The sequence below is a fragment of the Gammaproteobacteria bacterium genome (assembly GCA_030949385.1).
Lineage (GTDB): Bacteria > Pseudomonadota > Gammaproteobacteria > JAUZRS01 > JAUZRS01 > JAUZRS01.
Genome location: JAUZSP010000010.1, coordinates 103,702 through 129,508 on the forward strand (window position 1 = coordinate 103,702; position 25,807 = coordinate 129,508).

The following is a 25,807-nucleotide window of genomic DNA, read 5'->3' on the forward strand; positions in this document are numbered from 1 at the left end:
GCCACTCCTATGTACTGGCGAATTGAGGGCTTGGAGATTATTGGTGGTGGTACTTACGCGGTACAGATTGAAAACCCCAATGTGGTGTTGATTAATAACGATCTGCACAGCGCGCCCAATGACATCATTAAGGTGAATAACAAAGCCGATAACGTGGTGATCGCGAATAATAAAATTCATGATAATTTAGGTTGGGCGACTTTGGCAGCACAAAACCCACCCAATTCTCAGACTGTTAATCCGCGTCCGGCCAACGCTCAAGGGGTTGATTGTGTCGGGGTGAAAAATCTCTGGGTGGTGAACAATCACGTTTACAATATTCCCTCCATTGGCATTTATTGCAAAGGCAATGCGCGTAACGCTCTGATTGAAAATAACTTGGTAGAAAATGTGTATGCAGAAGGCATTATGCTCGGTCAGCAGACCGATGCCATTCTTCTGACCGATGGTTCTTATGAAACCTACGATGGTGTGATTCGTAACAATGTCATTATGAATACGCAAGAGTCTTGTTTGGCGACCTCTTCCTCACGGGATGTAAAGATCTATAACAACACCTGTTATAACGCCGCCAGCAACCGCCATGCGGCCATTCATATTTCGAATCAATCGGAGATTAGTGAGTCAGACGTTTGGTATTAATATCAATATTTTTAATAATATTATTATTGGTACCGGCGCTCGTTCGGTGCTTAAGATTGATTACCGTTCTTTGGTCACGGATGCAGAGCTGCACATGGACAATAATCTTTATTGGAATGTGGACGGTTCTTCTCCTACATTAATTTGGAAAGACAAGCTGGGAGATACAGCGGTTTCTTTTAGTGAATGGGTGGCGCGCAGCGGTGTGGATCAAAACAGTCTGGCCACAGATCCTCTGTTTGTTAATGTCAGCGGCGGTGATTATCGTTTGAGTGATAACAGCCCTGCTTTGGATGTGGGCGCTGATTTAAGCACAGATGTACCGAAAGATTTTGCCAATACGCCGCGTCCGCAAGGCAGTGGTTGGGACATCGGTGCATTTGAAAGCAGTGTGGGTTTGACCGTCAGCAGCGGTGGCACAACCGGTACGGGTGGCGGCGCTGCCGGTGGTGGCGGCAGCGTGGTGGCGGACATCAGTGGTTTGGCTACCGAGATGCCGACCGCTGCGGGTAAACCTATTTTGCGTCGTTACCCCTATATTCAAGGCTTTACTTCGGATCATTTGAAGGTGATCTGGGGTACCGAGAATCCGGGTAAAGCGACCATTACTTATCGAAAATTAAGTGACAGCAATTTTCAGACGGTGATTGCAGTATCCACTTCTAATAGTCGCAGCTATTTTTATCAAAAAGCGGATTTAATCGGTTTGCAGGCAGACACCCAATACGTTTATAACTTGTATCATAATGATGTTTTATTGGTTAAAGAGATGACCTTTAAAACCCTGCCCGATACCAATGCCAATGGAGTGAGCTTTTTGGTTATTGGTGACAGCGGTACTCGTTACAGCCAACCGCGTGGGGTGCGTGATCAGATGTCACGTAAAGACAGCACCGGTAATTTTTATTACCCGCATGACTTTATTGTGGGGGTAGGTGATCTGGCTTACAGCAGCACGGGTTTTATTGATGGAGTGTTACAAAAATTGGATGACGGCACGCCAGAGACCTTTGATTTTAATTTCTTTGATCTGATGAGCGGCAAAGCCAATGTGGCATCGCTTAATCCGGCGGAGGTCTCGATTCTCTCGCGACGGCCTTTTTTTGGTACTTTGGGAAATCATGAGTACGGTAATAATGCCAGCAATATTCCGACGGGATTTACCGAATCATTTGAGTTCCCCGTAATGATGGGCATTCCGCCAGAAGACGCAGAGCATTATTACAGCTTTGATGTTGGGAACGCCCATTTCATTATGTTGGATACGGAAAAATTTGTTCCCAGAGACCCAGCGGTGTTGCGTTTACCGGCGATGTTGGCTTGGTTGGAAGCGGATTTACAGGCGAGTACGAAGCCGTGGAAAATGGCCTTTTTTCATCACTCTATTTTCTCTTCGGGTAAACACGGTTACGCCGCTGATAAACGCGAGAACGTCGATATGAGAAAAAAACTCTCCACCTTATTTCAGCAGTACGGAGTGAAATTGGTGCTGTTTGGCCATGAACATGCCTCGCAACGCAGCGTGCCACTGAAAGTGGATGGCGCAACAGGGCGCATCGTGCGTAACGCCGACGGGTCGATTGATCAAACGAATGGGGTGACCTACGTTTTGAGCGGCCATGGCGGTAAAGATCACCATCAGCGTGAGACCAGCCCGACGATTCCGAATACGCCAGAGTGGGATAAGCAGGTGAGAGAGTCTGGGGTGGGGCATGATTTTACCGCCACCAATGTACAGACCGGCGAACCGGTGTTGTTTGATGATCCACGACGCAATCAAGTCAGTGGCCAGACGGATCAGCCGGAGTTTCCGTTGGATCGCTGGGGATTTGTGCATGTGGTGGTGGAGGGCAATACGGTGCGGGTGGGCAGCTACAACCGCAGCGGTGATATTTTGGATGAATTTACTTTGAATTGATTTCTTGAAAGAGAGCAGGGTGCATATGGAATGCGCCCCTAGCGCACGCTTTCAATTTTGCTGATGACGTTTCCTGCTGCAAATTGGGTCTCAATCTGATCACCTACGTTCAGGTTTTGGCTGTGGCTGATGATCTTTTGATCGGTCAAACGACGGCTGATGCTGTAACCCCTTCCTAAGGTGGCCAGTGGGCTGACGGCCTGTAGGGTTCGACTTAGAGCGGACAATTTGAGTCGTTGCTGTTGCAGTTGTTTTTCTTGCGTGTTTTCAAGGCGTTGCTGTAGTTGACTTAATAGGGTGTGCTGTTGTTGCAGTTTTTTGTGGGGTGAGTGATTGCTGAGGCGTTCACTGAGTTGAAATAGGTGTGTTTTGTGTTGTTGCAATTGTCGGTTTATGTGTCGGTTTAGGCGGGCTTCGAGCTGATCCAGTTGTTGTGTTTGGCGTTGAATCTGTTGCTGAGGGTGTTGAAGTAGCAGGCGTTTTTGCAGCGTGTTGAGCCGATTTTTGGCGTGTTGTTGTTGCTGTTTTAGCAGCTGAATAAGGCGTTGCTGCTGGTTTTGAATCTGTTGTTGGAGTTCCTTTTGATCTGGAGTGGCCAGTTCAGCAGCAGCGGAAGGGGTGGGTGCGCGCAGATCGGCAACAAAATCGCTGATGGTAAAGTCAATTTCATGACCAATACCGCTGATGATTGGCAGGGAGCAGTCAAAAATAGCTTGGGCAACGATCTCTTCATTAAACGGCCACAGGTCTTCCAAACTGCCACCTCCACGCACCAACAACAGCAGATCACATTCGGCGCGTTGCTGAGCCAGTTGCAGTGCGCTGACGATTTCGGCGGCGGCCTTTTGGCCTTGCACCGCACAGGGGTAGATGATCACCGGTAGGCTGGGGTAGCGGCGCTGCAAAACGTGCAGCACGTCGTGCAGCGCCGCCCCTTTGCTGGAGGTGATGACCCCCAATTGTTTGGGAAACGCGGGCAGGCTTTGTTTCTGTTCTGGCGCAAACAATCCTTCGGCTTGCAGAGCGGTTTTTAGTGCTTCAAATTTGCGTTGCAGCAGGCCGCTGCCAACCTCTTCCAGTTGATCAACAATAAATTGGTAATCACCCCGAGGTTCGTAAAGGCTTATTTTGCCTCGTGCCAGCACCTGTAGGCCGTTTTTTGGCGTACAGCTTAGGTAGCGACTGCGACCCTTAAACAGCGCGCAGCGGATCTGAGCCTTGCTGTCTTTAAGAGTGAAATAACAGTGGCCAGAGGCAGCGCGGAGGAAATTTGAGATCTCTCCCTCGACCCAAATTTGGCTAAAATGGTTTTCCAGCAGTTCACGGCTTTGGCGATTGAGCTGGGTGATGCTCAGTGGTCGAGAGGGAATGGTTCTGGTGTTGAGCATGATTTTGGGATTACGGCATGAGTGGTTTTCGATAGATCAGGATCATAACGAGTTTGTTGAGAGGGGGGAAGGCGAGTGATGGGTTTAGTTGCCCGTTGTGCCTAAGCCAGCGTGGTCTGTTTTCGCTTTTCATGCAGTAGCCGCGCAAATTTTTGCGCTTCAATGGGAGGGCTAAAGAGATACCCTTGGCTTTGAGCACAGCCGTGTGCTTGCAAAAAACTGAGCTGGGCGCGGTTTTCGACCCCTTCGGCAATGACCTGTAAGCCCAAATTTTGTGCCATCTGAATGATGGCGGCAATGACGACATTTGTGGGTTTGTGGGTGGTAACCCCCTGTAAAAAACGTCGGTCTATTTTAACGCTGTTGAGTTGATTGCTCATTAGGCAGCTCAGAGAGGTGTCGCCATAACCAAAATCATCAATGCAGAGGCCGACTCCCATGGCACGAATGCTGTCGAGGCTCTCTTTTTCTGTGCTGCTGGGGTGGGTGAAAATACGGCTGCTGATCTCCAGTTCCAGAAATTGGGCGGCCAACTGACTTTCATTGAGTGCGTCTTGAATCCATTGCAGTGTATCGGGACCACGCAGCTGTTGTGGGGAGAGATTGACCGTAATGCGTAGGTTTTCTGCACCCGCATCGTGCCATGTTTTGCATTGCAAACAGGCGTTACGCAAGACCCATTTACCGACGGATACGATCAACCCTGTCTTTTCTAAAATGGGGATAAATTCCAGTGGTGGGATCAGTTCTTGATGGCCGTTACGTCGCCATCTTAGCAGGGCTTCGGCTCCTAAAATGGCACCTGTCTGAGTTTCTATGATCGGTTGATAGTGGAGTTGCAGTTCGTTCTGTTTCAGTGCGCGGTGCAGTTCGTGTTCGGTTTGTAGACGGTGGCGTTCATTGGGGGTGAGGTCATCGCTGTAAATTTGGTAGTTGTTGCGGCCTCGGTTTTTGGCGCGGTACATGGCGATGTCGGCGTTTTTTATTAGCTCTTCGGCGCTGTTGCCTGCCGTTGGGTAGGTGGCAACGCCGATGCTGGAACTGACGGCGACTTGTTGACCGTTGAGGGTAAAGGGCGCAGACATCGCTTGCAGAATTTTTTGTGCCACAATTCCGGCATTGGAGATGGCGGCAATGCCTTCGACAATGACGGTAAATTCATCACCGCCCAAGCGCGCGGCAAAATCCCCTTCTCGAATGACGTTTTTAATCCGTTGCGCCACGTTGCGCAGCAGTTCATCTCCAGCATCGTGACCCAGGGTGTCATTGATCATTTTAAAACGATCTAAATCAATAAAGAGCAAACCGAGCAGAGACTCTTTACGACGACTGCGTGCCAGAGCTTGACGTAAATTATCATCAAACAGGGCGCGATTGGCTAAACCGGTGAGGGAGTCGTAGTGGGCCAGATAGGTGAGGCGAGATTCGGCACTTTTGCGCTCGATGGCGTAACGAATGGTTTTATCCAGAAAACGGGCGTCGTTTTCACCTTTAATTAGAAAATCTTGTGCGCCTATTTTGACCGCTTCTTGCACGGCGCTGGGGTCTTGATTGCCCGTCATGACAATGATCGGTGTATGTGGTGCGATGTCGATGATGGCCGTTACGGTCTCCATGCCTTGGCTGTCGGGCAGGGAGAGATCCAATAAAACAATGTCGGCTTGATAACCTGCTTCAAATTGCTGCTGAGCTTCTTTGAGACGTGTCACATGCTGTACTGAAAAGTTTTGACCTTCAATGTGTTGTAACATGTATTGCAGTAAAAAAGCATCGGCGGGGTTGTCTTCAATCAGCAATAATTGGATGTCAGCAGTAGAGGTCATAATCAGTTCGCTTTAGACGAGATTGAGAAGGTGATCGAGGTCGGTTTTTAGAGCCTGGAGTGCTTCGTGATTCATAATAATGCTGATGTAGAAGCTCTGTTTTTTCTTGGCCAGCGTAAGTGACATGCACAAAACCAGCGCGGTTCCTGTTTTGTAGTGAAAGGTTGTTGTGCTCTCATTTAACAAGGTGTAAACAGCCCCTTTTTTAAACTGTTTTTTTCCCATTTTGATCGGGTCTGGAAAGAGGCTTTGCAGACTTTTTAGAGTGGTGGAGAGTATCAAAGTGCCGATGTGGGTTAACACTTCGGCTTCTTGTTGTCGTCGTTCTTGCTCTGTGTGTGGAGGCAACAAAATTTCAATGATCTCTAGGCTGTCTTGTGGTGTCAGTGCCAACAGCGCATCTCCCCAAATGGGGCCTGAAAACGTTTGTGTTACCAGACAGGCTTCCGATCCTGTCATTTGTTCAAGCACCGTGGCAGCTTCTTGCAAGGTGTAGAAGCTGATGTTGGGGATGGAGAGCAGAACTTCTTGTTGTACCTGTTCGCTAAAGGTGGCGGCGGCTTGGCCAAGACCAATATTAAGCAGTTCGCCGATGGCATCTTGCTGCATCTCATTTAGATTATGGTTCATTTTTATGGGCTTAATTTAGGAGACGTAGCCGACGATTTTTTCTTCCGTGATCGGTTTACTGACAAATGAGATACCCAGCTTACTGGCGCGTTGTTGTACGCTTTTTTGCACGTTGGCGGTTAACAGACACATGTTGGCCTGTGGGAATTGGTCTTTTAATTGTTCAGCCAGTTCCATGCCGTCGATGCCCGGCATATTGAGATCGATGGTCATCCAGTCAATTTGCTCACCGTTGACTTTTTGCAGTGCCTCTTCCCCTGAACCTGCTTCAATGATTTTCCACTCGGGGTGGGCAACATGAACAAAATTTTTCACCATCATGCGAGTTAAGCGGCTGTCGTCTACCACCAACATGGTTTGTACTGTCATCGGTAATGCCCTTTATTGTGTGGTTGGATTGTGAATCACCTGTTACTTGGCTCTATCGGTCTGAACTAGAAATACTTAAAGGTTTATTTTGCTCGGTGATTTTTTTGTGGCCTGCTTTAAGTTCGTACCGAGATAACCGATAAGTAGGATAGGCAATATGTTTTTATCCCTATTAATTGATGCGAGGGTGTTTATGCAGACGTTAGCAGTGCAGGACATTGAAGTTGAAAGTCTGAAAGCGATAAATCGGGATTTGCTTCGCTCCAATGCAGAGTTGGAGCAGTTTGCTTACATTGCTTCCCATGATCTGCAAGAGCCACTCCGTACCGTGACCAGTTTTTTACAGCTGTTACAGAGCAACTGCGGTAATGAGCTGAGTAGCGAGGGCAAGCAGTACATCGATTTTGCGGTACAGGGCAGCAATCGCATGAAGATGTTGGTTAATGGTCTGTTGGAGTTTTCACGTCTGAGCAGTCAAGAAAAAGAGCTGAATGAGGTGGGCAGTGGCGCGGTGTTGTTGGCGGTGTTGGAGAATTTGGAATTGTCGATTGGTGACAGTGGGGCTTTGATTGAATACGGGCAATTGCCGATGGTGATGGCGGACAGTCACCAATTGCAGTTGCTGTTGCAAAATTTGATTTCAAATTCGATTAAGTACCGTTGCGAAGGAGATCTGAAAATTCGCCTTAATGCAGAGTGGCTGGAGGGTTTTTGGCGGTTTTCTGTGACGGATAACGGCATTGGCATGGAGCCGCAACATTTTGATCGGATTTTTAAAATATTTCAGCGCTTGCACGCGCAAGGTGAATATTCTGGGGTTGGTATTGGACTTGCGATGTGTAAAAAAATTGTTGAACGCCATGGCGGAAAAATATGGGTGAAGTCTGATGTGGGTGTGGGTGCAACGTTCTATTTTACTTTAAAAGGTCTGCCGCATGATGAATAAACAACTTGAAAAAAGTTCGATGGATGTGTTGCTGGTGGAGGATGATATGGCGCATCAAATGTTGACCAAAAAAGCCTTTATGAGTGTTGGTTTGCCGTGTCGCATTAGCATTGCCAATAACGGCGAAGAAGCGATGGCCTTTTTATACAAAGAAGCACCATTTTTTGACGTTAAGCGGCCGGATCTTATTTTATTGGACCTGAATATGCCCAAGATGGACGGTCATGAAGTGTTGAAGGAGGTAAAAAATAACCCTGATTTAGCACAAATACCGGTGGTGGTGTTGAGTACTTCGAATAACCCCATTGACGTGCAAGCCTGTTACGCAGAACACGCCAACTCTTTTTTGCAAAAACATGTGGATATGGAGTGTTTTATCAGAGCGGTGGATGTGTTAAAGCAGTACTGGTTTGAACAGGTGCTGTTACCCGAAGAGCTGGACCATTAAAATTTGGCGCCCCGAGCAGGATTCGAACCTGCGACTTCTCCCTTAGGAGGGGAGCGCTCTATCCAGCTGAGCTACCGAGGCGTGCGCTGCATTTTAATCCCCCTTAATCCATAAACGCAAGTTGCAGAACGTAGCCTTCTTGATTGTCGATGTTGATGATCTGATCTGCTTCGTCGGGTTGCAGCGCTTGGTATTTTTTTATCTGCTGTTGTAATACCTGAAGATCCGCTTCTGAAGCGTCATTGCCCTTTTCTTGACGCGCCTTGATGCGTTGTTTTAACAGCGTTTCATCGGCGTGAATGTCGAGAAGAACAAAGGCGATGCTGTTATCGTGTGCCAATTGTTTAAACCCAGCGCGTTGGGCTGGATCCAGCAGCGTGGCGTCAATCAGCGGCGAGAAGCCGCTGGTTAAAACCAGCTCACTCAGATCTTGCAGGTGTTGGTAGGTTTTTGTTGTTGCTTCAGAGCTGTAAAGGTCGTCATTGAGGCTGCTGTTTGAGTTTTGGTGTGTCTCCAGACCGAACAGGCGTTTGCGTTCCAGATCGGAGCGCAGACGAATAAAACCGTACTGTTCTACTGCCTGTTGGCTGAGGTGACTTTTGCCGCTGCCAGAGAGGCCGTGGGTGGCGCAGAGATGGGGTTTTTTAGCGCTGGTGTAGGTTTCGGCCAGATCGGTGTAACTGCGATACTGTGCCATGGCTTGCTGTTGTTCTGTGTCGCTTAGACCCTCTTGTGCAAGGCGAAAGCTGGCGATTTTAGCCCGTACCAAAGCCCGGTAAACCTGATAAAAACGCAGCAGTTGTAACCCTTGATAATCGCCACTCTGTTCCAGATAGGCGTTCAAAAACCGACGTGCTAATTTTGGCGCTTTGCGGTCGTCCAGATCCATAATCAAAAAAGCAATTTCGCTGATGACGTCAATCCAACGAAAAGATTCATTAAATTCAATGCCGTCAAAGAGGCTGATTTTGTCATCTTGAAGGGTCATGTTGCCCAGATGCATGTCACCGTGACACTCACGGATAAAGCCCTTCAATTTGCGTTCTTGTAGCAGGGGTTTGAGTTGCTGGTAGTGCTGTTGGCTCCACTGTTCAAGGCGTTTTAGCTGAGCCACCGCGTCAGGTTCTTTGATCAGTGGATAGAGTTGATCAAAGTTTTGCTGCATCGGAGCAAAGACCTCTTCGGCGGTGCCTAAGGTTGAGCTTTCGTCTGCAATCGCCACCTGCTGATGAAAGCGCTGCACGTCGGTGGCGAGGGCATCCATCTGTGAACCGTTGAGGTTGCCTTTTGCCAGCTGTTTATCGAGCAGGTCCTGCTGGGAAAACTGCCTCATTTTTACCGCGTATTCGATGATCTCTCCCTCAGAACCAAAATGTGGCGCGTCAATGCTGCCGCGCAGGGCAACCACATCAAGGTAGAGGTCGGGTGCCAAACGGCGATTGAGACGCAGCTCTTCTTCACAAAAATGGCGGCGTTGTTCCAGTGAGGTGAAGTCGAGGAAACCAAAGTTGACCGGTTTTTTGATCTTGTAGGCAAACTCACCGCAGAGAATCACGGTGGAGATGTGGGTTTCGATGCGTTCCAGTTGTTTGACACTGTGCGGAAAATTATTTTCAGAGGAACAGAGATTTTGGATCAAGGTTTGCTGTTGTGAATAAAGAGCGGTGCTCATACGGTTTCGATTCCTATCAAGTCAGTGGTTTGGCGCAGGATAGAACAATTGCTGCTGGGATTCTATTTTTATAACGGTTGTAGGGAGTGCAGAGATGGATTTAGCCACGTTATTGGGCGTGTTGGCGGTGACGGGGGTGATCGTAGGGTCGATTCTGCTCGGTGGCGATGCGATGGTGTTTATTAATGTACCGTCGTTGATCATTGTGTTTGGTGGCACGATTGCGGTGGTGTTGACCCGCGTCACCTTGGGGCAGTTTTTAAGCTCTTTTGGCATTGCGTTGAAAGCGTTTTTGTATAAAAGCACCGCCCCTGAAGATCTAATCACTGAAGCCGTTGAACTGGCCAACATTGCTCGTAAAGAGGGTATTTTGGCGCTGGAGGAGCGAGAGATTAACCACCCTTTTTTGAAAAAAGGCATTGGTCTCTGCATTGACGGTCATCCGCCTGAGATGGTGAACCGGATGTTGGCTAAGGACATTAATTTGACCATCGAACGTCATGATATCGGTGTCAGCATGTTTAAGTCCACGGGCGATGCGGCTCCGGCAATGGGCATGATTGGTACTTTGATTGGTCTGGTGCAGATGTTGTCGAATATGTCTGATCCCAAGTCCATCGGTCCAGCGATGGCGGTGGCACTGTTAACGACGTTGTACGGCGCGGTGATTGCCACCGCCTTTGCCTTGCCGATTGCGGAGAAATTAAAACTCAGAAGCAACGAAGAGAAGCTCAATAAAGCCTTGATCATTGAATCCATCTCTGGCGTACAGGAGGGGGTTAATCCAAGAGTGTTGGAGCAGTTATTGATGAACTTCTTACCCGAGAGCAAACGGGTCTCATCAAGTGATGACTGAATTTTTGGGATGAAGCATGGACGATGAAGCCGTATGTGAGTGTGAAGAGGGCATACCCGGCTGGGTCATGACCTTTGCCGACTTGATGTCACTGCTGATGTGCTTTTTTGTGTTGTTGCTGTCGTTTTCTGAAATGGACGTGCAAAAGTACAAGCAAGTTGCGGGTTCAATGAAATTTGCTTTTGGGGTGCAGCGCGAGATTAAAGCCAAGGAGATCCCAAAAGGCACCAGTGTGGTGGCACAGGAGTTCAGTCCTGGTAAACCGGTACCGACTCCGTTGATTCAAATTCGGCAGATGACTACGGAAGAGTATAAACAGAATTTGGACTTTACCGACTCTGATGCCAAAGGCGCTGCACAGGATATGCAAGAGGCGATCAAACGGGCAAAAAAGCGAGCGGAAAAGTTGAAAAAAAGTTTGGCCAGAGAAATAAAGTTAGGTTTGTTAGAGGTGCTGACAGAGCGTGAAAAGGTGATTTTACGCATTCGTGAGCGTGGTTCGTTTTCTTCGGGTAAGGCGGCCTTAAAGCCCAGCTTTATTCCTGTTTTAAATCGCATTGGTCACTCTTTGAAAAAGAGTGATGGTCAAATTATTGTGGCAGGGCATACGGATAATCTGCCCATTTCAACTCGGCAATTTTCATCAAATTGGGTTTTGTCGGCCAGCCGTGCTGCCAGTGTGGTGCATTTCTTAACCCAGCATGCAAAATTGAATTCGAAACGTTTTGAAATTCGAGCGCACGCGGATGTGGTGCCACTGGCGACCAACTCGATTCGAGCAGGACGGGCTAAAAACCGTCGTATAGAGATTATTTTAGTGGAAGAAATCATGCAACAGAAGCCATCAAAAAACCGTGTAGTGAGGAGGTAGGAGTGTCTAATCCAGCAGAGAGGCGGCGTTATTTTCGGATAGATGATCAGCTGTCGTTGCAGTGTCGATCTATCGAGGATGAGGCCGTTGATAGTTTTGCTTATCAGCGGGATATGTTTAGTATCTATAGTACCTTTTTGGGTAAAAATGAGAAAAAATTACCGCTCTTTAAGGTAATTGAAAAGAAGTATTCTGATGTGGCTGAGTATTTACAGTTTATGGATGAAAAGATTAACTCTTTAGCCAAATTGTTTGTTTCTAAAGAGGCGATGTTGCCGGATGTACCGACGCATAATGTCAATTTGAGCGCCCAAGGAATGCGGTTTTTTTCTCAGGAAGATTACCAAAAGGGGGGGCTGATTGAGATGCGGGTAAAACTGTTTCCATCAAGAATATTTATGATGTTGTACGCGCGCGTTGTCTCTTGCATTGTGTGCAGTGACGGTTTGGAGCAAGGCAATCAGTTTTTGGTGTCGGTGGATTATGAGTACATTCACGACGAAGATCGAGAGGCGATTATCAAGCATACGCACAAAAAACAGTTGCGTGATCTGCACAATAAAAAGCGCGATGAGACGATGAGTTTTGGTTAACGTATCGGCTGCATTGTCTGTTTTGGTAGGACGGCATCCAGTCGGAAGCCGTCTTTGTTTTCTAACAACACATTTAGGAAACTTCTAAATGCGAGGCTTTTTCCATGATTTCCCGTTTTAAGAGCGAACGGGTGGGTTCGTCAATGCTCGACCATGCCTTGGCAATGTCGATTGCTTCTTTATCCAGTGTGGGTGCGTCTTCTTGACCGAACATCAGCCAGGAAGGGGTGACACTCAAAGCATCGGATAAACTTTGGATCTTACGCGGGCGTAAGCTCTTGCCGTTTTCGATTTTTTGGATGACGGCCTGAGTTGTGCCTGCTTTCGCTGCCAACTGTTCCTGAGTCCAATGTTTGGCCTTACGGCTGTGTCTCAGACGATCACCTAATGTGGTTGGTCCACCTTGATACGTTGCATTTGCCATGTTTAATTGTCCTATGTTTTCCACTGTTTGTTGACACAAGTGTGCTGTTGTAATTAACGGCTAAGGCGTAACCTTCTTGACAATTTTATTACCACTGCCTTGGTATTCCATGACGTATATCCCTGACCTTTTTTATTTTTTGGTCAATTCAAAACAGTTTCAGTTTGAATTTATCAGTCATTGTCTAGCTGGAAAAAACAGATCCAGAGGTTACTTTAAAAGCCCTATTACCGTTTAACAAACACATCATCCAATTCCAACAACCTAACGTTGCCTGCTTAGACTGCTACTGGAACCTACAGTTCCGAAAGCCCTTCTTGAGAAAATAATTCTTTATAGAAGCAAGCTAAAGATTTTCCTTTGGAACTGCCTCTTCGTGTTCTGCGACTTTCGGTAGTTATTTTGACACATTGAATTACTGAATGGCTAATAAAAAGTGTTTTTTGTTTGAAATGAGCTGTTGTTGGTTGTTTTTTGTACAAAAAAGGGGTTGTTTCGCCATTAAATTGACGATCAACGGTATGAGATAGAGAGTAATAGGATTTTTGTGTGTAGGTATTTAGGTAAACACACGATTGTTGGTAAAGCATAAAGTACTCAATATGTCACAATTGTCATATCATATTGGTGTTTCTTGGGGTGTCATAGGGAAGTGATACTGCTTCAATTAAGAGGATTATAATTCTTTTTTTATTTGGGTGAGTGATGAAAATGAGTGTATTGGAGAGTAAAACTGAAATGAAAGAGTGGGCAAGATTGTTAGATAAACCGATGCAGAAAGCGGTTTTGCGTTGCCAGCCAGCGGATTTTCAGGTGGATGAGGTATTGGGCTTTGAACCCAGTGGTGAAGGTGAACATTGGTTTTTACAGCTGGAAAAAACCGCCTTGAACAGCGATGAGGTGGCGAAAAGAGTGGCTGATTTAGCTCAAGTCAAACTCATGGACGTGGGTTACTCGGGTTTAAAAGATCGAAATGCCATTACTCGTCAGTGGTTCAGTGTCTATTTGCCTGGGAAAAGTGCGCCAGATTGGCAGAGTTTGAACAGCGAAAATGTTTCTGTCCTACAGGTAACGCAACATTCGAAAAAATTGCGTCGTGGGGTGCATAAAGCGAATCGTTTTGAGATTACCCTACGTGAATTTGAGGGCGATTTTAATGAATTAAAAAATCGACTCGGTTTTTTGCAAAAAAACGGGTTTGCTAATTATTTTGGTGAGCAGCGGTTTGGTCACGGTGGACGTAATATTGATCGAGCATTGGCTCTGTTTGAGCGGCGTTTACGAAAAGTCTCACGAGCGAAAAAATCAATCTATTTGTCAGCGGCGCGTTCATGGTTGTTCAATTGTGTGTTGTCAGAACGGATCAAGCAGGGACGTTGGGATCAGTTGCAGCAGGGCGATGTGGTGATGTTGCACGGTTCGCACAGCATTTTTGCCATTGAAACAGTGGACGAGTTATTACAGCAACGTTTGGCTGAGGGCGACATTCACCTCACAGGGCCGATGTGGGGTAAAGGCTGTTCTAAGCTGGGTGAAGAGGCGTACGCATGGGAGAAGGCGTGTATCGTCTCTGAGCCGCCTTTGACTGTGGGGCTGGAGGCCGCAGGGATGAAAATGGAGCGCCGACCGTTGCGGGTTTTTATTAAGGGTGTGGAGTTGATGGCGCTGGAAGCCGGTGTGGTGAGGTTGGCGTTTGAGTTGCCCACCGGCAGTTACGCCACCAGTTTGCTGCGGGAGTTGCTGAATTATCGGCAGTGATGTTTGGGTTGTCTGTCAGAATTGTCACCATAGTCTACTTGGTCTGACTTTTGCTCGGTAAGAAGCTAATGCCGCTTGAGCGGCGTAACCGTCAAAAATACAAGTAGGATTCTTCAATGAATGCAGCAGTGAAAGCCCCTAAACTTCGTTTTAATCAAGCCATTAATTTTGAATTAAGCGTGTATGAATACGCGCAGTTGGAGACCTTTTTTGACGAAAAGTATCAGACGTTTTGGTATTACATGAACGCCACTCCGAGACCCTGTTTCACTCCGACGTTGTTGGCGGACATTAACAGTTTTTTTGGCAGCGTTAAGCAGGAGATAGAGAGTGAACACGGGCGTGATGTTGAATATTTAGTCTTGGCTTCAGAGTTTGATGGCACGTTTAATTTAGGCGGTGATTTGAATCTGTTTAAAACCTTGATTGAAAACCGAGACGCACAGCAATTGCAAAAATACGCCGATGCGTGTGTGGATGTGTTGTATCAAAACGTCAACAGCTTGGACAGCAATATCACCACCATCTCTTTAGTGCAAGGGGATGCCTTGGGTGGTGGTTTTGAAGCCGCGCTCTCCAGTAATGTTTTGGTGGCGGAAAAAGGGGTGAAAATGGGGCTGCCCGAGGTGATGTTTAACCTCTTCCCTGGCATGGGTGCTTACAGTTTTCTATCGCGTAAAATCGGCAATCTGGCGGCGGAAAAGATGATTTTGAGTGGCAAACTTTACCGTGCCGAAGAGCTGCATGAGATGGGTGTGGTGGATGTGTTGGCGGAAAAAGGCGAAGGTGAAAAAGCGGTGTACGCCTACATTAAACGTGAAAAACGCATGGCGAACAGTGTGCGGGCGATGCGCAAAGTGAAAAACTATTGCAACCCCGTCAGTTACGAAGAGCTGCGCAACATCACTAAAATTTGGGTGCAAGCGGCCTTGAATTTGAACAAAAAAGATCTGCGCATGATGGCGCGTTTGGTTGCGCGTCAAAATGGCAAACAGCAAGAAGCCGCAGCGTAACGGCTTAACTTCTCTGCTAAGCTGAACTCTTTTTACGGTGGGATGGGGTTGAGTGGCAGAGCATCGTTGGGTTTTACTGCTGGTTTCCACCTTTGCAGGTCTGACCTTCTCTTTTTGTTTGCAAACCGTCCCGCCGTTGATGCCGGTTTTGGTGATCGAGTTGCAGATCAGCTTTGCCCAAGCAGGTCTATTAATGGGCTTGTTTACCCTGCCTGCGTTGCTGGTGGCGCTGCCCAGTGGTCTGTTGTTGGATCGTTACGGTGCGCGGCGGGTGGCGGTGCTGGCAGCGGTTTTGCTGCTGCTGGGTAATCTGTTGGCGGCGCTGGTTGAGGGTTATTTGCCCTTGGCGCTGGGGCGTTTGATTGCGGGCAGTGGGGCGGCGGTATTGATCGTGGTGGCACCGCAGGTGGTGGCGGCGGCGTTTCGCCAACAGGGTTTGGGCTTGGCGATGGGGTTGTTTAACGTCTCGGTGCCATTAGGCACCTTGTTGGCGTTGAACGGCCTTGTTTTACTGTTGCCTGAATGGGGCTGGCAAGGTGCCTTTTGGCTTGACCTGCTGTTGTCTGTGTTGCTGTTGCTGCTGGTACTGCGCTTTTATCCCACTCACTTATCTTCAGATCATGTTGCAAGCGCTTCTCTGTGGCAGGCGGTGCGGGGTGTGCCTGTCAGTCTCTGGTGGTTGAGTCTCTGTTTGGCGCTGTACGCGATGGGCGCGATGCAGTTTTTCAGTTTTGCCCCCGCGTTTTATCAGTCTGAGGGTCTGGGGGAGGCTTCGGCTGGGCTGTTGGCCAGTGCGCCCATGTTGCCCTCACTGCTGCTGGCACCGCTGTTTGGCTGGCTCACGGATCGTTTTGGTTTTCGTTGGTTGTTTGTTTTGTTGGGCAGTGTGGGGGCGGCGTTGGTGTTGTTGATTTTGCCGTTGCACGATCTGGGTGGGTTATTTTATCCATTGTTATTGGGGCTGTTTTTGGCGCTGATGGTGCCGACGATCTACAGTATGCCGCCGGAATTGTTGCCAGCGGAGTCTTTGGGTTTGGCTTACGGCTTGTTGAGCATGGCTTTTGGTGTGGGGGCGCTGTTGGGTGCGTTGACGGTGGGTTGGGCGCGTGATGGGAGTGGTGATTATCAGCTGGGGTTTCAGTGGATGGCCTTGGCCAGCGTGCTGGCAGCGGGGGCGATTTTGGGGGTCTTGAAGAGGGGTCGTGTTACGCCTGTGTGACTGGCGTTAGTGCAGGCCACAGCATTTTTTGTATTTCTTGCCGCTGCCACAAGGGCAGGGTTCGTTACGCCCTACTTTTTTTGTGGTGGGTGTCACGTTGTTGTTACGCCAGCCCATTGGCGTTGAGCGTTCTCCTGGGGTGACTTTTTTGTCGGCGATGGGAACCGATACTGCGGCGTATTCCATGCCTTTGTCGAGCACGTCAGTGTCTGGATATAACCACCAGGTTAGCTCTTTGATGGGCTCTTTAATATAACCATCGACCACTTTGTCTTTGTTTTTGATGGTTTCATTTAGATCATTTTTTAGGCAGATTTTGAGTGATTTGGCGTTGAGTACCATGGGGGCAATGAGCTGTTTACTGATCGCTTGCCGCAGCAGTTCTTCGAGTTCACGAGGGTGAAGGTCATAGGCGATTAAGGCGATGCTGTCCCAGACATAACCGGCGATGTGCTCCAGTTTTCCTTCCATCAACTCTTTCAGATAGGCGATGACCTCAGCCCGCTCCAGTTGACCTTCTTTCCATAACACCATAAATGCATCGAGTGCGCCGCTGCGTATCCACGGGTTTAGGCTGGCATTTTCGACCACGGATTTTATCGGTTGTAGATTGCCGTCGTAGACCGAGGCCAGAATGCGGCCTAATGCCTCGGTGAACACTTCACCGGTCAGGTTGACGATTTTGTCGCCAGGGTGGGAGATCAGTTTGATCACCAGCGGGTAGGCGGCTTGTTTTCGCAGATAGGCAAGAATAAAAATCGAGACAACATGGCGAATGTACTCTTGGCCGAGTATTTCGATTTGGTGCGGATGCTCTGCCAGCGTTGCTATTTCATCGAGCAACATTGGTGTTAATTCGGTTTGTCGCTGTTCTACGGCGATGAAGACCTCTTCTGAAGGGGGCTGAGCAATGGATTTTAGCTGTTCGAACAAGGCCGTGGCAGAGTGTGCATGATCGGTCATTATTTCTCCTCCTGATGTGGGTTTTATTGTGTTTTAGCGGCGTTTTTTACGCGCCTCTTTTTTGGCTTTTTTCTTTTCAGCCTCTTTTTCCAGTCGGATGTGCAGTTCGATCAGCTCTTGTTCGACCATTTCGGGGCGTTCCAAACTGATGCGGCCTAAGGTGGCATCACGGAATTCGGTCAGTAAAATCTTTGAAATTTTATTCAGGTTAACCAGACCGCCGCTGACCAGAGCGCCGCGCTGGCGACCGATGGTCTCTAAAAACTCCAGTTCACTCTCGGGTAGGGTGTCCAGTTGATAACGCCGTTTTAGATTGTCAGGATAATAGTTAAGCAGATATTCTGCGGCAAAAAAGCCCACGTCATCGTACTCCATTGCGGTGTCTTTAATCGCGCCACTGGTGGCCAAACGGTAGGCGCTTTGTTGGTTTTCTACTTTTGGCCAGAGAATGCCAGGGGTGTCGAACAGCGTCACGCCGTTGTCGAGAATGATGCGTTGTTGGCGTTTGGTAACCGCCGGTTCGTTGCCTGTTTTGGCAATCAGGCGACCGGAGAGGGTGTTGATCAGGGTGGATTTGCCCACATTGGGGATGCCCATAATCATCGCATTGATGTTGCCTACGGAGCGTACCGGTACCATCTGCTTGATCAAATTGCTGAGGCTGCGGATCTGCTCCGGTTGCTCGCGGCTGACGGCTATGGCTTTGACCTGCTGTTGGGTTTCAAAATGGTCGATCCAGAGTTGAGTCACCTCAGGATCGGCCAGATCGCTTTTGTTCAGCAATTTAATGGTGGGTTTGTCGGCGCTGAGACGGCCAATAACGGGGTTTTCACTGCTGTAGGGCAGCCGTGCGTCCACCACTTCGATGATGACTTGCACTTTGTTGAGAATTTCTTTGATCTCTTTGGTGGCCTTGAACATGTGGCCGGGATACCAATTGATGCTCATCGTTTTTTTGCCAGTAAAGTGCGTTTGGCTTGATTGATTTGGGCGGCCAAATAGTCGGAGCCGCCTCGGTCAGGGTGGACCTTTTGCATCAGTTTACGGTGTGCGCTGGTAATCTGTTTGCGATTAAGCGGTTCCGCTGGATCTAAGCCTAAAATCTCCAAGGCCTCTGCTTGACTCATGCCTGTTTTTGGGGGCGGTGCTGCGCTCGGTTCTTCTGTGTTTACTTTGCGCCCCCATTGTGGCCAGTTGTCACCAAAACGCTGCTGCAGATAGTTTTCCAGCAGCGATTGTGAGGTGCCGTCTGCTTGGCACTCTTGCCAAAAAATCTCCAGTTGCGGTTGGGTAAGCTCTCCCAAGGAAAACCCTTGGTAACGACCGCGTAAAACGTCACCTGACAGTGGGGTTTTTTGTTGATCCAGATCCAAGGTGAGAAACAGGCTGTTGGCGGTAAAGGCAACGCTGGGCGGTGGAACGGCAGATCGTCCGGGCTGGAATAGGTTTTTTAGCTGATGGAGCAGAGGGGCAAATTGCATCAGGCGCATCACTTTTTGGGCAAAGGGAATTATGGCGGCAACAACGGCAAACAGCCACGGCAGCCGCCCCGTAAGGGTGATGAGCAGCAGCAGAGACGCACCACCCCAGAGGAAAAATTTTCCATAGAGTTGTTGGCGTTGAGGTGCTGAGAGGCGGTTTAGGTGACGGAAAAACAGCACGATGCCAAACAGCAGCAGTAAAATCAACAGTAGGCGGCCAAACATACCCGCTCCAGAGATGTATTCTAAGTCGGAGCAAGTATACGCAGCTCATCCATCACTACAAGGGAAGTTCTGTGCCAGAGTGTGGGTTTTGGTGCAGGTGGGTTGAACGCACCGACGGGGTGTTTAAATCGGTGCGTTTTGTTGCCGTGGCGTTATTTGCTCAGATCATCCACATACCAATCCATCGCTTCCAACATGCCCTCACCGATGCGGTGACTGGGTTGGTAACCCAATCGCTCTTGAGATTTGCTGATGTCTGCCAGCGAGTGACGCACGTCTCCGGCACGAAAATCACGGTAGGTGGGTTTGGCATCCTTTAGATGAGGAAAGCGTTCCACCAATAAGACACGAATGTTTTCGTACAGCTCGTTGAGGGTGGTGCGATCTCCCACGGCGACGTTGTAGACCTGATTGGCCGCTTCAGGGTGTTGTGAGGTGGCGGCGAGTAAGTTGGCCTGTACGGTGTTGTCGATGTAACAGAAATCGCGGCTGGTTTCGCCGTCGCCGTTGATGAAAATTTCTTCGTTATTGATCATCGCATCGACCCATTTTGGGATAACGGCGGCGTAAGCGCCGTCGGGGTCTTGGCGACGACCGAAAATATTAAAGTAGCGCAGGCCGATGGATTCCATGCCGTAGCAGCGGCCAAAGACGTTGGCGTACTGTTCGTTGACTACTTTGGTGACGGCGTAAGGTGAGAGAGGGTTGCCGATTTTGTCTTCCACTTTGGGCAAGCCCGGATGGTCGCCGTAGGTGGAGCTGGAGGCGGCGTAGACAAAGCGTTTTACGTTTGCGTCCCGTGCGGCGACCAACATATTGAGAAAGCCGCTGATGTTGTTGTTGTTGGTGGTAATGGGGTCTTCCAAGGAGCGGGGTACAGAGCCGAGCGCCGCTTGATGCAACACATAATCAACGCCGTCACAGGCATCACGGCACTGCTCTAAGGTGCAGATGTCGCCTTTTTTGAAGGTGAACCGTTGCCACTGAGCGGCGCTGACACTGGCCTTCACTTTATCCATGTTGTGCTGATGGCCGGTGGCAAAATTGTCTAAACCGACGACGTTTTGATTTAATTTGAGCAGTGTTTCGAGCAAGTTGGAGCCGATAAAACCGGCTACACCGGTAATCAACCACGTGGAGGGTGTCTTGGTCAGATGTTGTTTGAGTGTTTCATAGGCGGTCATAAAGAATCACTTTTTTGTGGTGGGTTTAATTGTGGATTGATACTAGAGAGCGGCCTAGTCGAGGTCAATGCCGCCTCACATAGGCTGAGATGATATTAGGCTTAAATTTCAGATATTTTTTGGCTGTCTGTTTTCGTTGGGCGGGTGTGATTGGGCTGAATGTCTGGAATAAAGTGGCTGCGGATGAGGTCTGGGATTTTTGTGACTTCAACGGGACGGCTAAAATAGTAACCTTGCAGCAGGTCACAGCCAAAATTGATCAGCAGTTGAGACTGCTCTAGGGTTTCGACCCCTTCGGCTACGGTTTGACAGCCCATGGCGTGTGCCAGATCGACGATGGTGCCAAGCAAAACAATGCCCTCTTTGTCGTCGGGCAGGTCTTTGACAAAGGCGCGGTCGATTTTTAGGCAATCCACGGGCAGATTTTTCAGTGAGCTGAGAGAGGAGAAGCCGGTGCCAAAATCGTCAATGGCGATTTTTACTCCGAGTTTTTTCAGGGCATCAATGGTTTCGATGACACTTTCTTTGGTTTGCAGTGCGCCTTCGGTGATCTCCAGCTCCAGCAGGTGAGCAGCTAAACCGCTCTGTTGCAGCGTTTCGGTGACCGTGTTGACCAGTGTGTTGTCGGCAAAATGAGACGGGGAGATATTGACCGCCATGCGAATGTCGCCCAAACCCTCTTGTGACCACTGTTTGGCTTGTTGGCAAGCGGTTTCGAGTACCCATTCGCTAAAAACTTGAATCATGCCCATGCGTTCCAAGACCGGAATAAATTCATTGGGTGGCACCAGACCACGGCTGGGATGCCGCCAGCGGGTCAGTGCTTCCACGGCCACCAAAGCACCGCTCTGAATGTCGATCTGAGGTTGGTAAAAGAGCTCAAATTCAGACTTGGCGAGTGCTTGGTGCAGCGCCTGTTCGAGAGAGAGTCGTTCTTCAGCCACGGTGGTCATCTGTGCGTCGTAGAAGGCAAAACAGTGTTTACCGGCTTTTTTGGCGGCGTACATGGCGCTGTCGGCGGTTTTTAGCAGATTTTCTACCGTGTCGGCATCGTTGGGGTAAAAAGAGATGCCGATGCTGGCTTTGGGGGTCAGGGTTCGCCCTGCCAGATCAAGTGGTTGACTGATGGCTTCTAGGCAGTTGTTGGCTACGCGGGCAACGCTGCTTTCGTCTTGGAGGTCGTTGAGCAGCAGACAAAACTCATCACCGCCCAGACGGGCAACAAAGTCGCTGTCACGCACGGCACTTTGTAGGCGTTGTGCAATGTGGGTCAGCAGCTGGTCTCCTGCGTTGTGCCCCATGCTGTCGTTGATGTCTTTGAATCCGTCCAGATCTAGAAACAGCAGGGAAAAGTGCTCTTGGTGACGATGGGCTCGTTTGATGGTCTCTTGCAGGTGTTGCAATAGATAGGTGCGGCTGGCTAAGCTTGTGAGGGTGTCGAAATAGGCTAATTTTCGCACCTGTTCTTCGTTTTTACGCAGCGCTTTTTCCGTTTTACTGGCGCGTAAAATAAAGCGCAGTTGTTGCAGCAAGATGGGGGCGTTGACCGGTTTGGTGGTGAAACCGCTGGCACCGACGGCAAAGGCGTGATTGATGGAGGTAACATCGTCTAGACCGGTGACCATCATCACCGGGACGCTGGCCAACGTCTTGATGGTTTTAAGTTGGCGACAGGTTTCATAGCCGTCCATCTTTTCCATCAGGGCATCAAGCAAAATCAGGTCTGGCGGGGTTTTCTGAGCTTTTTCCAGCGCTTCTTGACCGGATTGTGCTTGTTCGACGAAAAATCCTTCGTTGTGCAGCATCGCTTCTGTGGCGAGACGATAGAGAGGGTCGTCGTCCACCAACAAAATGCGTACTGCTGACTTTGTGGGCTGGGTTTTTTTGCTGGAATGGGTCATTTTTTTCGTTACGTTATCGTTTAATAACGCTTCCAGTGCGTGCAGCAGTTGCGGTGCAATGTTGTCAACCTGTTGCTGCAAGGTGGGTAGGGCATCAAAATGTTGTTGATGCGCTGCATTTTCAAGCTCAGCACAGAGAACGGAGAGGCGGGTGGCTCCCACATTGGCACTGCTGGACTTGAGGCTGTGGGCGCTGTTTCGAACCTGCTCCCAGACTCTTTTCTGGGTGGCGTGTCGCAGCTGTTGCAGCAGCTTGGGTGTTTCGGTTAAATAGAGTTTTATGATTTTGTCACGCAGGCCTTTGCCCAGTTGATCGAGTTGTTCTAGTGGGGCAGGGTCAAGCAGTGGCTGATCTGGATTATGGGTTGTATCGCCGCTTTTTTTGCTGCGTTTTGACGTCTGTTTACTCTCTATGTGCCACTGCTGTAGGGTATTTTGCAATTGCTGTTGATTAAAAGGTTTGCTCAGATAATCGTCCATACCCGCTGCCAGACACTGTTGTTGAACGCCTTTTTGAATGTCAGCGGTCAGGGCGATAATGGGGGTTCGAGCAAGTCCCTGTTGTTGTTCAATGTGTCGCCACTGTTGGGTGGCGCAAAAACCGTCCATCTCTGGCATATGGCAATCCATAAACACCAGCTCAAAGCTCTGTTGTTTGAGACTTTTTAGGGCTTCTAAACCGTTGTTGGCCACTGTGGTTTGATAACCCAATATTTCCAACATGCCCAGTGCAACTTCTTGATTAACCAAATTATCTTCGGCAAGAAGCACCTTGCCCTTGGGTTTTTCCAGACTCTGTTTGACGTCGTTATTGGTTGATTCTTCTTTATGATTTATCAGTTCCAATAAACACTGCAACAGATGGTTTTGGCGTACCGGTTTGCTGAGATGGCGGCTGATATGGGCGTTACGAACTTCTGTTGCGTCGCTGTCAAAATCGGCGGAGCTGAGCATAATGAGGGGCAGATTGGGAATTTGATCATCACTACGAATCTGTTGGGCTAGGTTTAAGCCATTCATCTCGGGCATTTGCCAATCGAGCAAGGCAATTTCATAGGGCTGTTTTGTTTCAGCGGCGTGGCGTAATTTCAGCAGTGCTTCTGAGCCACTGGCCGCTGTTTTGCTCTGCATTCCCCACAGGTTCATCTGTCGTTGCAGGATCTCTCGATTACAAGGGTTGTCATCTACAATCAGAGTTTGAACGCCGTGCAGCGTCTCGTTGTTACTGTCTTGCATGATGGTTTTTTGGGTGTTGCGCAGTTGGACGTGAAACTCAAAACAACTGCCTTGACCGAGTTGACTGCTGAGACTGATTTCACCTTCCATCAGCTCTACCAGTTGACGGCTGATGGCCAGTCCTAAGCCGGTACCGCCGTGTCGCCGAGTGCTGGAGTTGTCAGCTTGGGTGAAGGATTCAAAAATGGCGGCTTGTTGACTTTCGGCAATGCCAGGACCGCTGTCGATTACCTGCAGATGCAGTGTGAGTTGTTCGTTGGCTTGAGTCTCAAGGCGGGCGATTAGATGTATTTGACCTTGTTGAGTGAATTTGATCGCGTTACCGAGTAGATTGGTCAAAATTTGTCGCAGTCGAGTAGCATCACCGTGTAACAAGGTGGGCAGATACGGGGGCAGATCTGCAAGCAGCTCTAGGTTTTTACGTTGTGCTTGATCGGCAAGCATCTCCAAGGTGTCATCAAGCAAGCAGCGCAGGTCAAAGTCTTCTTCTTGCAGCTGTAATTTACCCGCTTCAATACGGGAAAAATCGAGAATGTCATTGATAACGTGCAGCAAACCCTCGGCAGAACGGTGGGCGGTATTGGCCAGCCTCAGTTGCCGCTGATTTAATTGGCTGCTGAGCAGCAGTTCGGTCATGCCTAGAACACCGTTCATGGGGGTGCGAATTTCATGGCTCATGGAGGCGAGAAATTCGCTTTTGGCGTGGTTTGCGCTCTCGGCGGCCTCTTTGGAATCACGCAGCGCCTGTTTTTCATTTTTCAGTTGTTGCAGCGTTTGGTTAAGCTCTTGGGTGCGTTCTTTGACTTTGTCTTCGAGCACCGTGGCGCGTTGGAACAGAGAGAAAGCGTCTTTATCATAGGAGAGTGAGGCTTCGACCCGTTTGATCAACACTTGATTGATTTTTTTTAGGCGTTGATTTTCTTGCTCCAGCTGCTGGGCCGTTTGACTCACGGTACCTCTCCAGCGGCGATGGCGATGGCGGTAAAGGTCTGGTTGATGTGTTGACCGCCCATCTGTTCGCCGTAGGTGGAGAAACCGACCACATTGTGTTGCAACAAGCTTTGACTAATGTTGCCCAAGATGCCGCTGCTCTTGGCTTCGAGTTGACGCAAGATGCAGTCAAAACCGATGATCAGCTCGGGCTGTTGCAGACTGTTTTGCACTGCATTAAGGGCGTTGTTTAGATTTTCCAGCAGATCTCCCTTGAGGGCTTGATGCAGTACGATGCCCGATTCAATGGCGCAGTAGAACAGCAGTCCACGGCCTTCGATCACTTGTTGTACGGAGCGGACGTAAATTTGGCTGCCGACTTTGACCACCATGGGGTGATCGGCAAAGGTGTTGGGGCCCAGTTGATCCACCTCTAGGCCGACGCTGTGAGCGTAAAATTCAGCGGCGGGTTCGGCATCAATTTCCCAGACAATGCGATTTTTTGGATCGGCTTCGGTAACCACATGGGAGCTGCCGACTTGGGTAAAGTGTTCTGTTTTAAAGGTTTTAAAACGGCGTTTGCTGTGAATGAGCAGCAACAACGCTCGATTGCTGAGCGCTTCGCCTTGATAATAGAGCCAGGTTTTTTGAAAATTGATGCCGTCTCCGGCAGAACCACCGATCAGAGGAATGTTGCTCAAACCTTGGTAAATGCCTGCGACCAAAACCTCTTCTTGCAGTGAGAGGCCGTCGCTGAGCAGCATGGCGAAGGTATTATCGGCAGCACAGGTTTTTCCGAGTTGGCTTTCAAACTCTGCTCTGGCGCTGTGGCTGATCTGATCAGCCTGTTTTAAATCAAGTTCGGATAGGTTGTCAAACAGGGCTACTTTGACTTGAAAGTCTTTGCTGGGCAGAGAAAAAGCGCTGATACTGCCTTCAAGGTAACCACTGGGGCCGATTTCGCCAGCGGTGCTGCACCCGATGACCAGCTGCCGTGGAAAGTGTTTCACAATGGCTCTGGACAGCTGTTTTGAATCGTAATGGGGTGAGGCAAACAGCACGATGATGGCGCTGTTATGGCTTTGTAAGCTGTTGGCCAAATCGGATATGGCGTCTTCAGCTTGGCTAAAATGGCTGACGCTGCGACGAATTCTGTTGGGGGCGTTTGCATCCATATCCAATCTCCAATTATTTTTTAGAGGAGATTCAATAAATGTGCCTAGGTTTGGAAAGACGTGTCAATGGAAGTAGGCATTTGTCACTTTGATGACTTTTTATTGATGTTGTTGTTCAGCACCCTTAGGTTAGGCTGTGAGT

General features: G+C 49.0%; 22 protein-coding genes and 1 tRNA gene. 10 read left to right on the top strand and 13 right to left on the bottom strand.

What is annotated here, in order from left to right:
- The first annotated feature begins 9 nt into the window (after positions 1-9).
- Both Q9O24_13835 and Q9O24_13840 read left to right on the top strand, forming a co-directional pair.
- Positions 10-642: a right-handed parallel beta-helix repeat-containing protein gene (locus Q9O24_13835; GenBank protein ID MDQ7076187.1), complete on the top strand. Its 633-nt coding sequence runs from the start codon at positions 10-12 to the stop codon at positions 640-642.
- Positions 620-2,560 (top strand): metallophosphoesterase, encoded by a 1,941-nt coding sequence (locus Q9O24_13840; protein MDQ7076188.1) that lies wholly within the window; start codon positions 620-622, stop codon positions 2,558-2,560. The genes Q9O24_13835 and Q9O24_13840 overlap by 23 nt, the downstream gene beginning before the upstream one ends.
- Before the next feature lie 38 nt (positions 2,561-2,598).
- Here the strand turns inward: Q9O24_13840 and xseA are convergent, their stop codons facing one another.
- From xseA to Q9O24_13860, 4 genes are all read right to left on the bottom strand, one after another.
- Positions 2,599-3,948 (bottom strand): exodeoxyribonuclease VII large subunit, encoded by a 1,350-nt coding sequence (gene xseA, locus Q9O24_13845; protein MDQ7076189.1) that lies wholly within the window; start codon positions 3,946-3,948, stop codon positions 2,599-2,601.
- Between the two features lie 101 nt (positions 3,949-4,049).
- Complete coding sequence (locus Q9O24_13850; protein ID MDQ7076190.1) at positions 4,050-5,771, bottom strand: EAL domain-containing protein; 1,722 nt, start codon at positions 5,769-5,771, stop codon at positions 4,050-4,052.
- A gap of 12 nt (positions 5,772-5,783) precedes the next feature.
- A complete protein-coding gene (locus tag Q9O24_13855) occupies positions 5,784-6,401 on the bottom strand; it encodes a hypothetical protein (GenBank protein MDQ7076191.1) in 618 nt (205 codons plus the stop codon).
- A 15-nt stretch (positions 6,402-6,416) separates the two neighbouring features.
- Positions 6,417-6,770 (bottom strand): response regulator, encoded by a 354-nt coding sequence (locus tag Q9O24_13860; protein MDQ7076192.1) that lies wholly within the window; start codon positions 6,768-6,770, stop codon positions 6,417-6,419.
- A gap of 193 nt (positions 6,771-6,963) precedes the next feature.
- Here Q9O24_13860 and Q9O24_13865 point away from each other — a divergent pair, with 193 nt between their 5' ends.
- Both Q9O24_13865 and Q9O24_13870 read left to right on the top strand, forming a co-directional pair.
- Entirely contained in the window at positions 6,964-7,716 is a 753-nt protein-coding gene (locus tag Q9O24_13865) for an ATP-binding protein (protein MDQ7076193.1), read from the top strand.
- Entirely contained in the window at positions 7,706-8,164 is a 459-nt protein-coding gene (locus tag Q9O24_13870) for a response regulator (GenBank protein MDQ7076194.1), read from the top strand. Before Q9O24_13865 ends, Q9O24_13870 begins: the two co-directional genes overlap by 11 nt.
- Positions 8,165-8,168: 4 nt before the next feature.
- On the opposite strand, the gene Q9O24_13875 is transcribed toward Q9O24_13870, so the two are convergent.
- Both Q9O24_13875 and Q9O24_13880 read right to left on the bottom strand, forming a co-directional pair.
- A tRNA-Arg gene (locus Q9O24_13875) sits at positions 8,169-8,245 on the bottom strand.
- Between the two features lie 22 nt (positions 8,246-8,267).
- Positions 8,268-9,836 (bottom strand): AAA family ATPase, encoded by a 1,569-nt coding sequence (locus Q9O24_13880; GenBank protein ID MDQ7076195.1) that lies wholly within the window; start codon positions 9,834-9,836, stop codon positions 8,268-8,270.
- A gap of 94 nt (positions 9,837-9,930) precedes the next feature.
- On the opposite strand from Q9O24_13880, the gene pomA reads away from it, so the two are divergent.
- Genes pomA through Q9O24_13895 form a run of 3 tightly spaced genes read left to right on the top strand, consistent with a single transcriptional unit; the run spans position 9,931 to position 12,156 of the window.
- A complete protein-coding gene (gene pomA / locus Q9O24_13885; protein MDQ7076196.1) occupies positions 9,931-10,692 on the top strand; it encodes a flagellar motor protein PomA in 762 nt (253 codons plus the stop codon).
- Between the two features lie 16 nt (positions 10,693-10,708).
- Complete coding sequence (locus Q9O24_13890) at positions 10,709-11,563, top strand: flagellar motor protein MotB (GenBank protein ID MDQ7076197.1); 855 nt, start codon at positions 10,709-10,711, stop codon at positions 11,561-11,563.
- 2 nt (positions 11,564-11,565) lie between these two features.
- A complete protein-coding gene (locus Q9O24_13895) occupies positions 11,566-12,156 on the top strand; it encodes a PilZ domain-containing protein (protein ID MDQ7076198.1) in 591 nt (196 codons plus the stop codon).
- 73 nt (positions 12,157-12,229) lie between these two features.
- On the opposite strand, the gene Q9O24_13900 is transcribed toward Q9O24_13895, so the two are convergent.
- Positions 12,230-12,580, bottom strand: coding sequence for a helix-turn-helix transcriptional regulator (locus Q9O24_13900; GenBank protein MDQ7076199.1), 351 nt, complete (start codon positions 12,578-12,580; stop codon positions 12,230-12,232).
- A 705-nt stretch (positions 12,581-13,285) separates the two neighbouring features.
- Between Q9O24_13900 and truD the strand changes: the two genes are divergently transcribed.
- From truD to Q9O24_13915, 3 genes are all read left to right on the top strand, one after another.
- On the top strand, positions 13,286-14,338 hold the full coding sequence (truD, locus tag Q9O24_13905) for a tRNA pseudouridine(13) synthase TruD (GenBank protein ID MDQ7076200.1): 1,053 nt from the start codon (positions 13,286-13,288) through the stop codon (positions 14,336-14,338).
- 116 nt (positions 14,339-14,454) lie between these two features.
- Positions 14,455-15,351, top strand: a complete 897-nt coding sequence (locus Q9O24_13910) for a crotonase/enoyl-CoA hydratase family protein (protein MDQ7076201.1) — start codon at positions 14,455-14,457, stop codon at positions 15,349-15,351.
- Between the two features lie 52 nt (positions 15,352-15,403).
- Positions 15,404-16,570, top strand: coding sequence for an MFS transporter (locus Q9O24_13915; GenBank protein MDQ7076202.1), 1,167 nt, complete (start codon positions 15,404-15,406; stop codon positions 16,568-16,570).
- A 6-nt stretch (positions 16,571-16,576) separates the two neighbouring features.
- Here the strand turns inward: Q9O24_13915 and Q9O24_13920 are convergent, their stop codons facing one another.
- The 6 genes from Q9O24_13920 to Q9O24_13945 form a co-directional block, all read right to left on the bottom strand.
- Positions 16,577-17,533, bottom strand: a complete 957-nt coding sequence (locus Q9O24_13920) for a DUF1186 domain-containing protein (protein ID MDQ7076203.1) — start codon at positions 17,531-17,533, stop codon at positions 16,577-16,579.
- Positions 17,534-17,566: 33 nt separating this feature from the next.
- Complete coding sequence (ylqF, locus tag Q9O24_13925; GenBank protein MDQ7076204.1) at positions 17,567-18,481, bottom strand: ribosome biogenesis GTPase YlqF; 915 nt, start codon at positions 18,479-18,481, stop codon at positions 17,567-17,569.
- Entirely contained in the window at positions 18,478-19,239 is a 762-nt protein-coding gene (locus Q9O24_13930; GenBank protein ID MDQ7076205.1) for a molecular chaperone DnaJ, read from the bottom strand. The genes ylqF and Q9O24_13930 overlap by 4 nt, the downstream gene beginning before the upstream one ends.
- 152 nt (positions 19,240-19,391) lie before the next feature.
- The gene (locus Q9O24_13935; GenBank protein ID MDQ7076206.1) at positions 19,392-20,423 is read right to left on the bottom strand and encodes an NAD-dependent epimerase/dehydratase family protein; all 1,032 of its coding nucleotides are present in this window, start codon (positions 20,421-20,423) and stop codon (positions 19,392-19,394) included.
- A gap of 101 nt (positions 20,424-20,524) precedes the next feature.
- Positions 20,525-24,511: an EAL domain-containing protein gene (locus Q9O24_13940; GenBank protein ID MDQ7076207.1), complete on the bottom strand. Its 3,987-nt coding sequence runs from the start codon at positions 24,509-24,511 to the stop codon at positions 20,525-20,527.
- Positions 24,508-25,665, bottom strand: a complete 1,158-nt coding sequence (locus tag Q9O24_13945; GenBank protein ID MDQ7076208.1) for an FIST N-terminal domain-containing protein — start codon at positions 25,663-25,665, stop codon at positions 24,508-24,510. Before Q9O24_13945 ends, Q9O24_13940 begins: the two co-directional genes overlap by 4 nt.
- Positions 25,666-25,807: the final 142 nt, after the last annotated feature.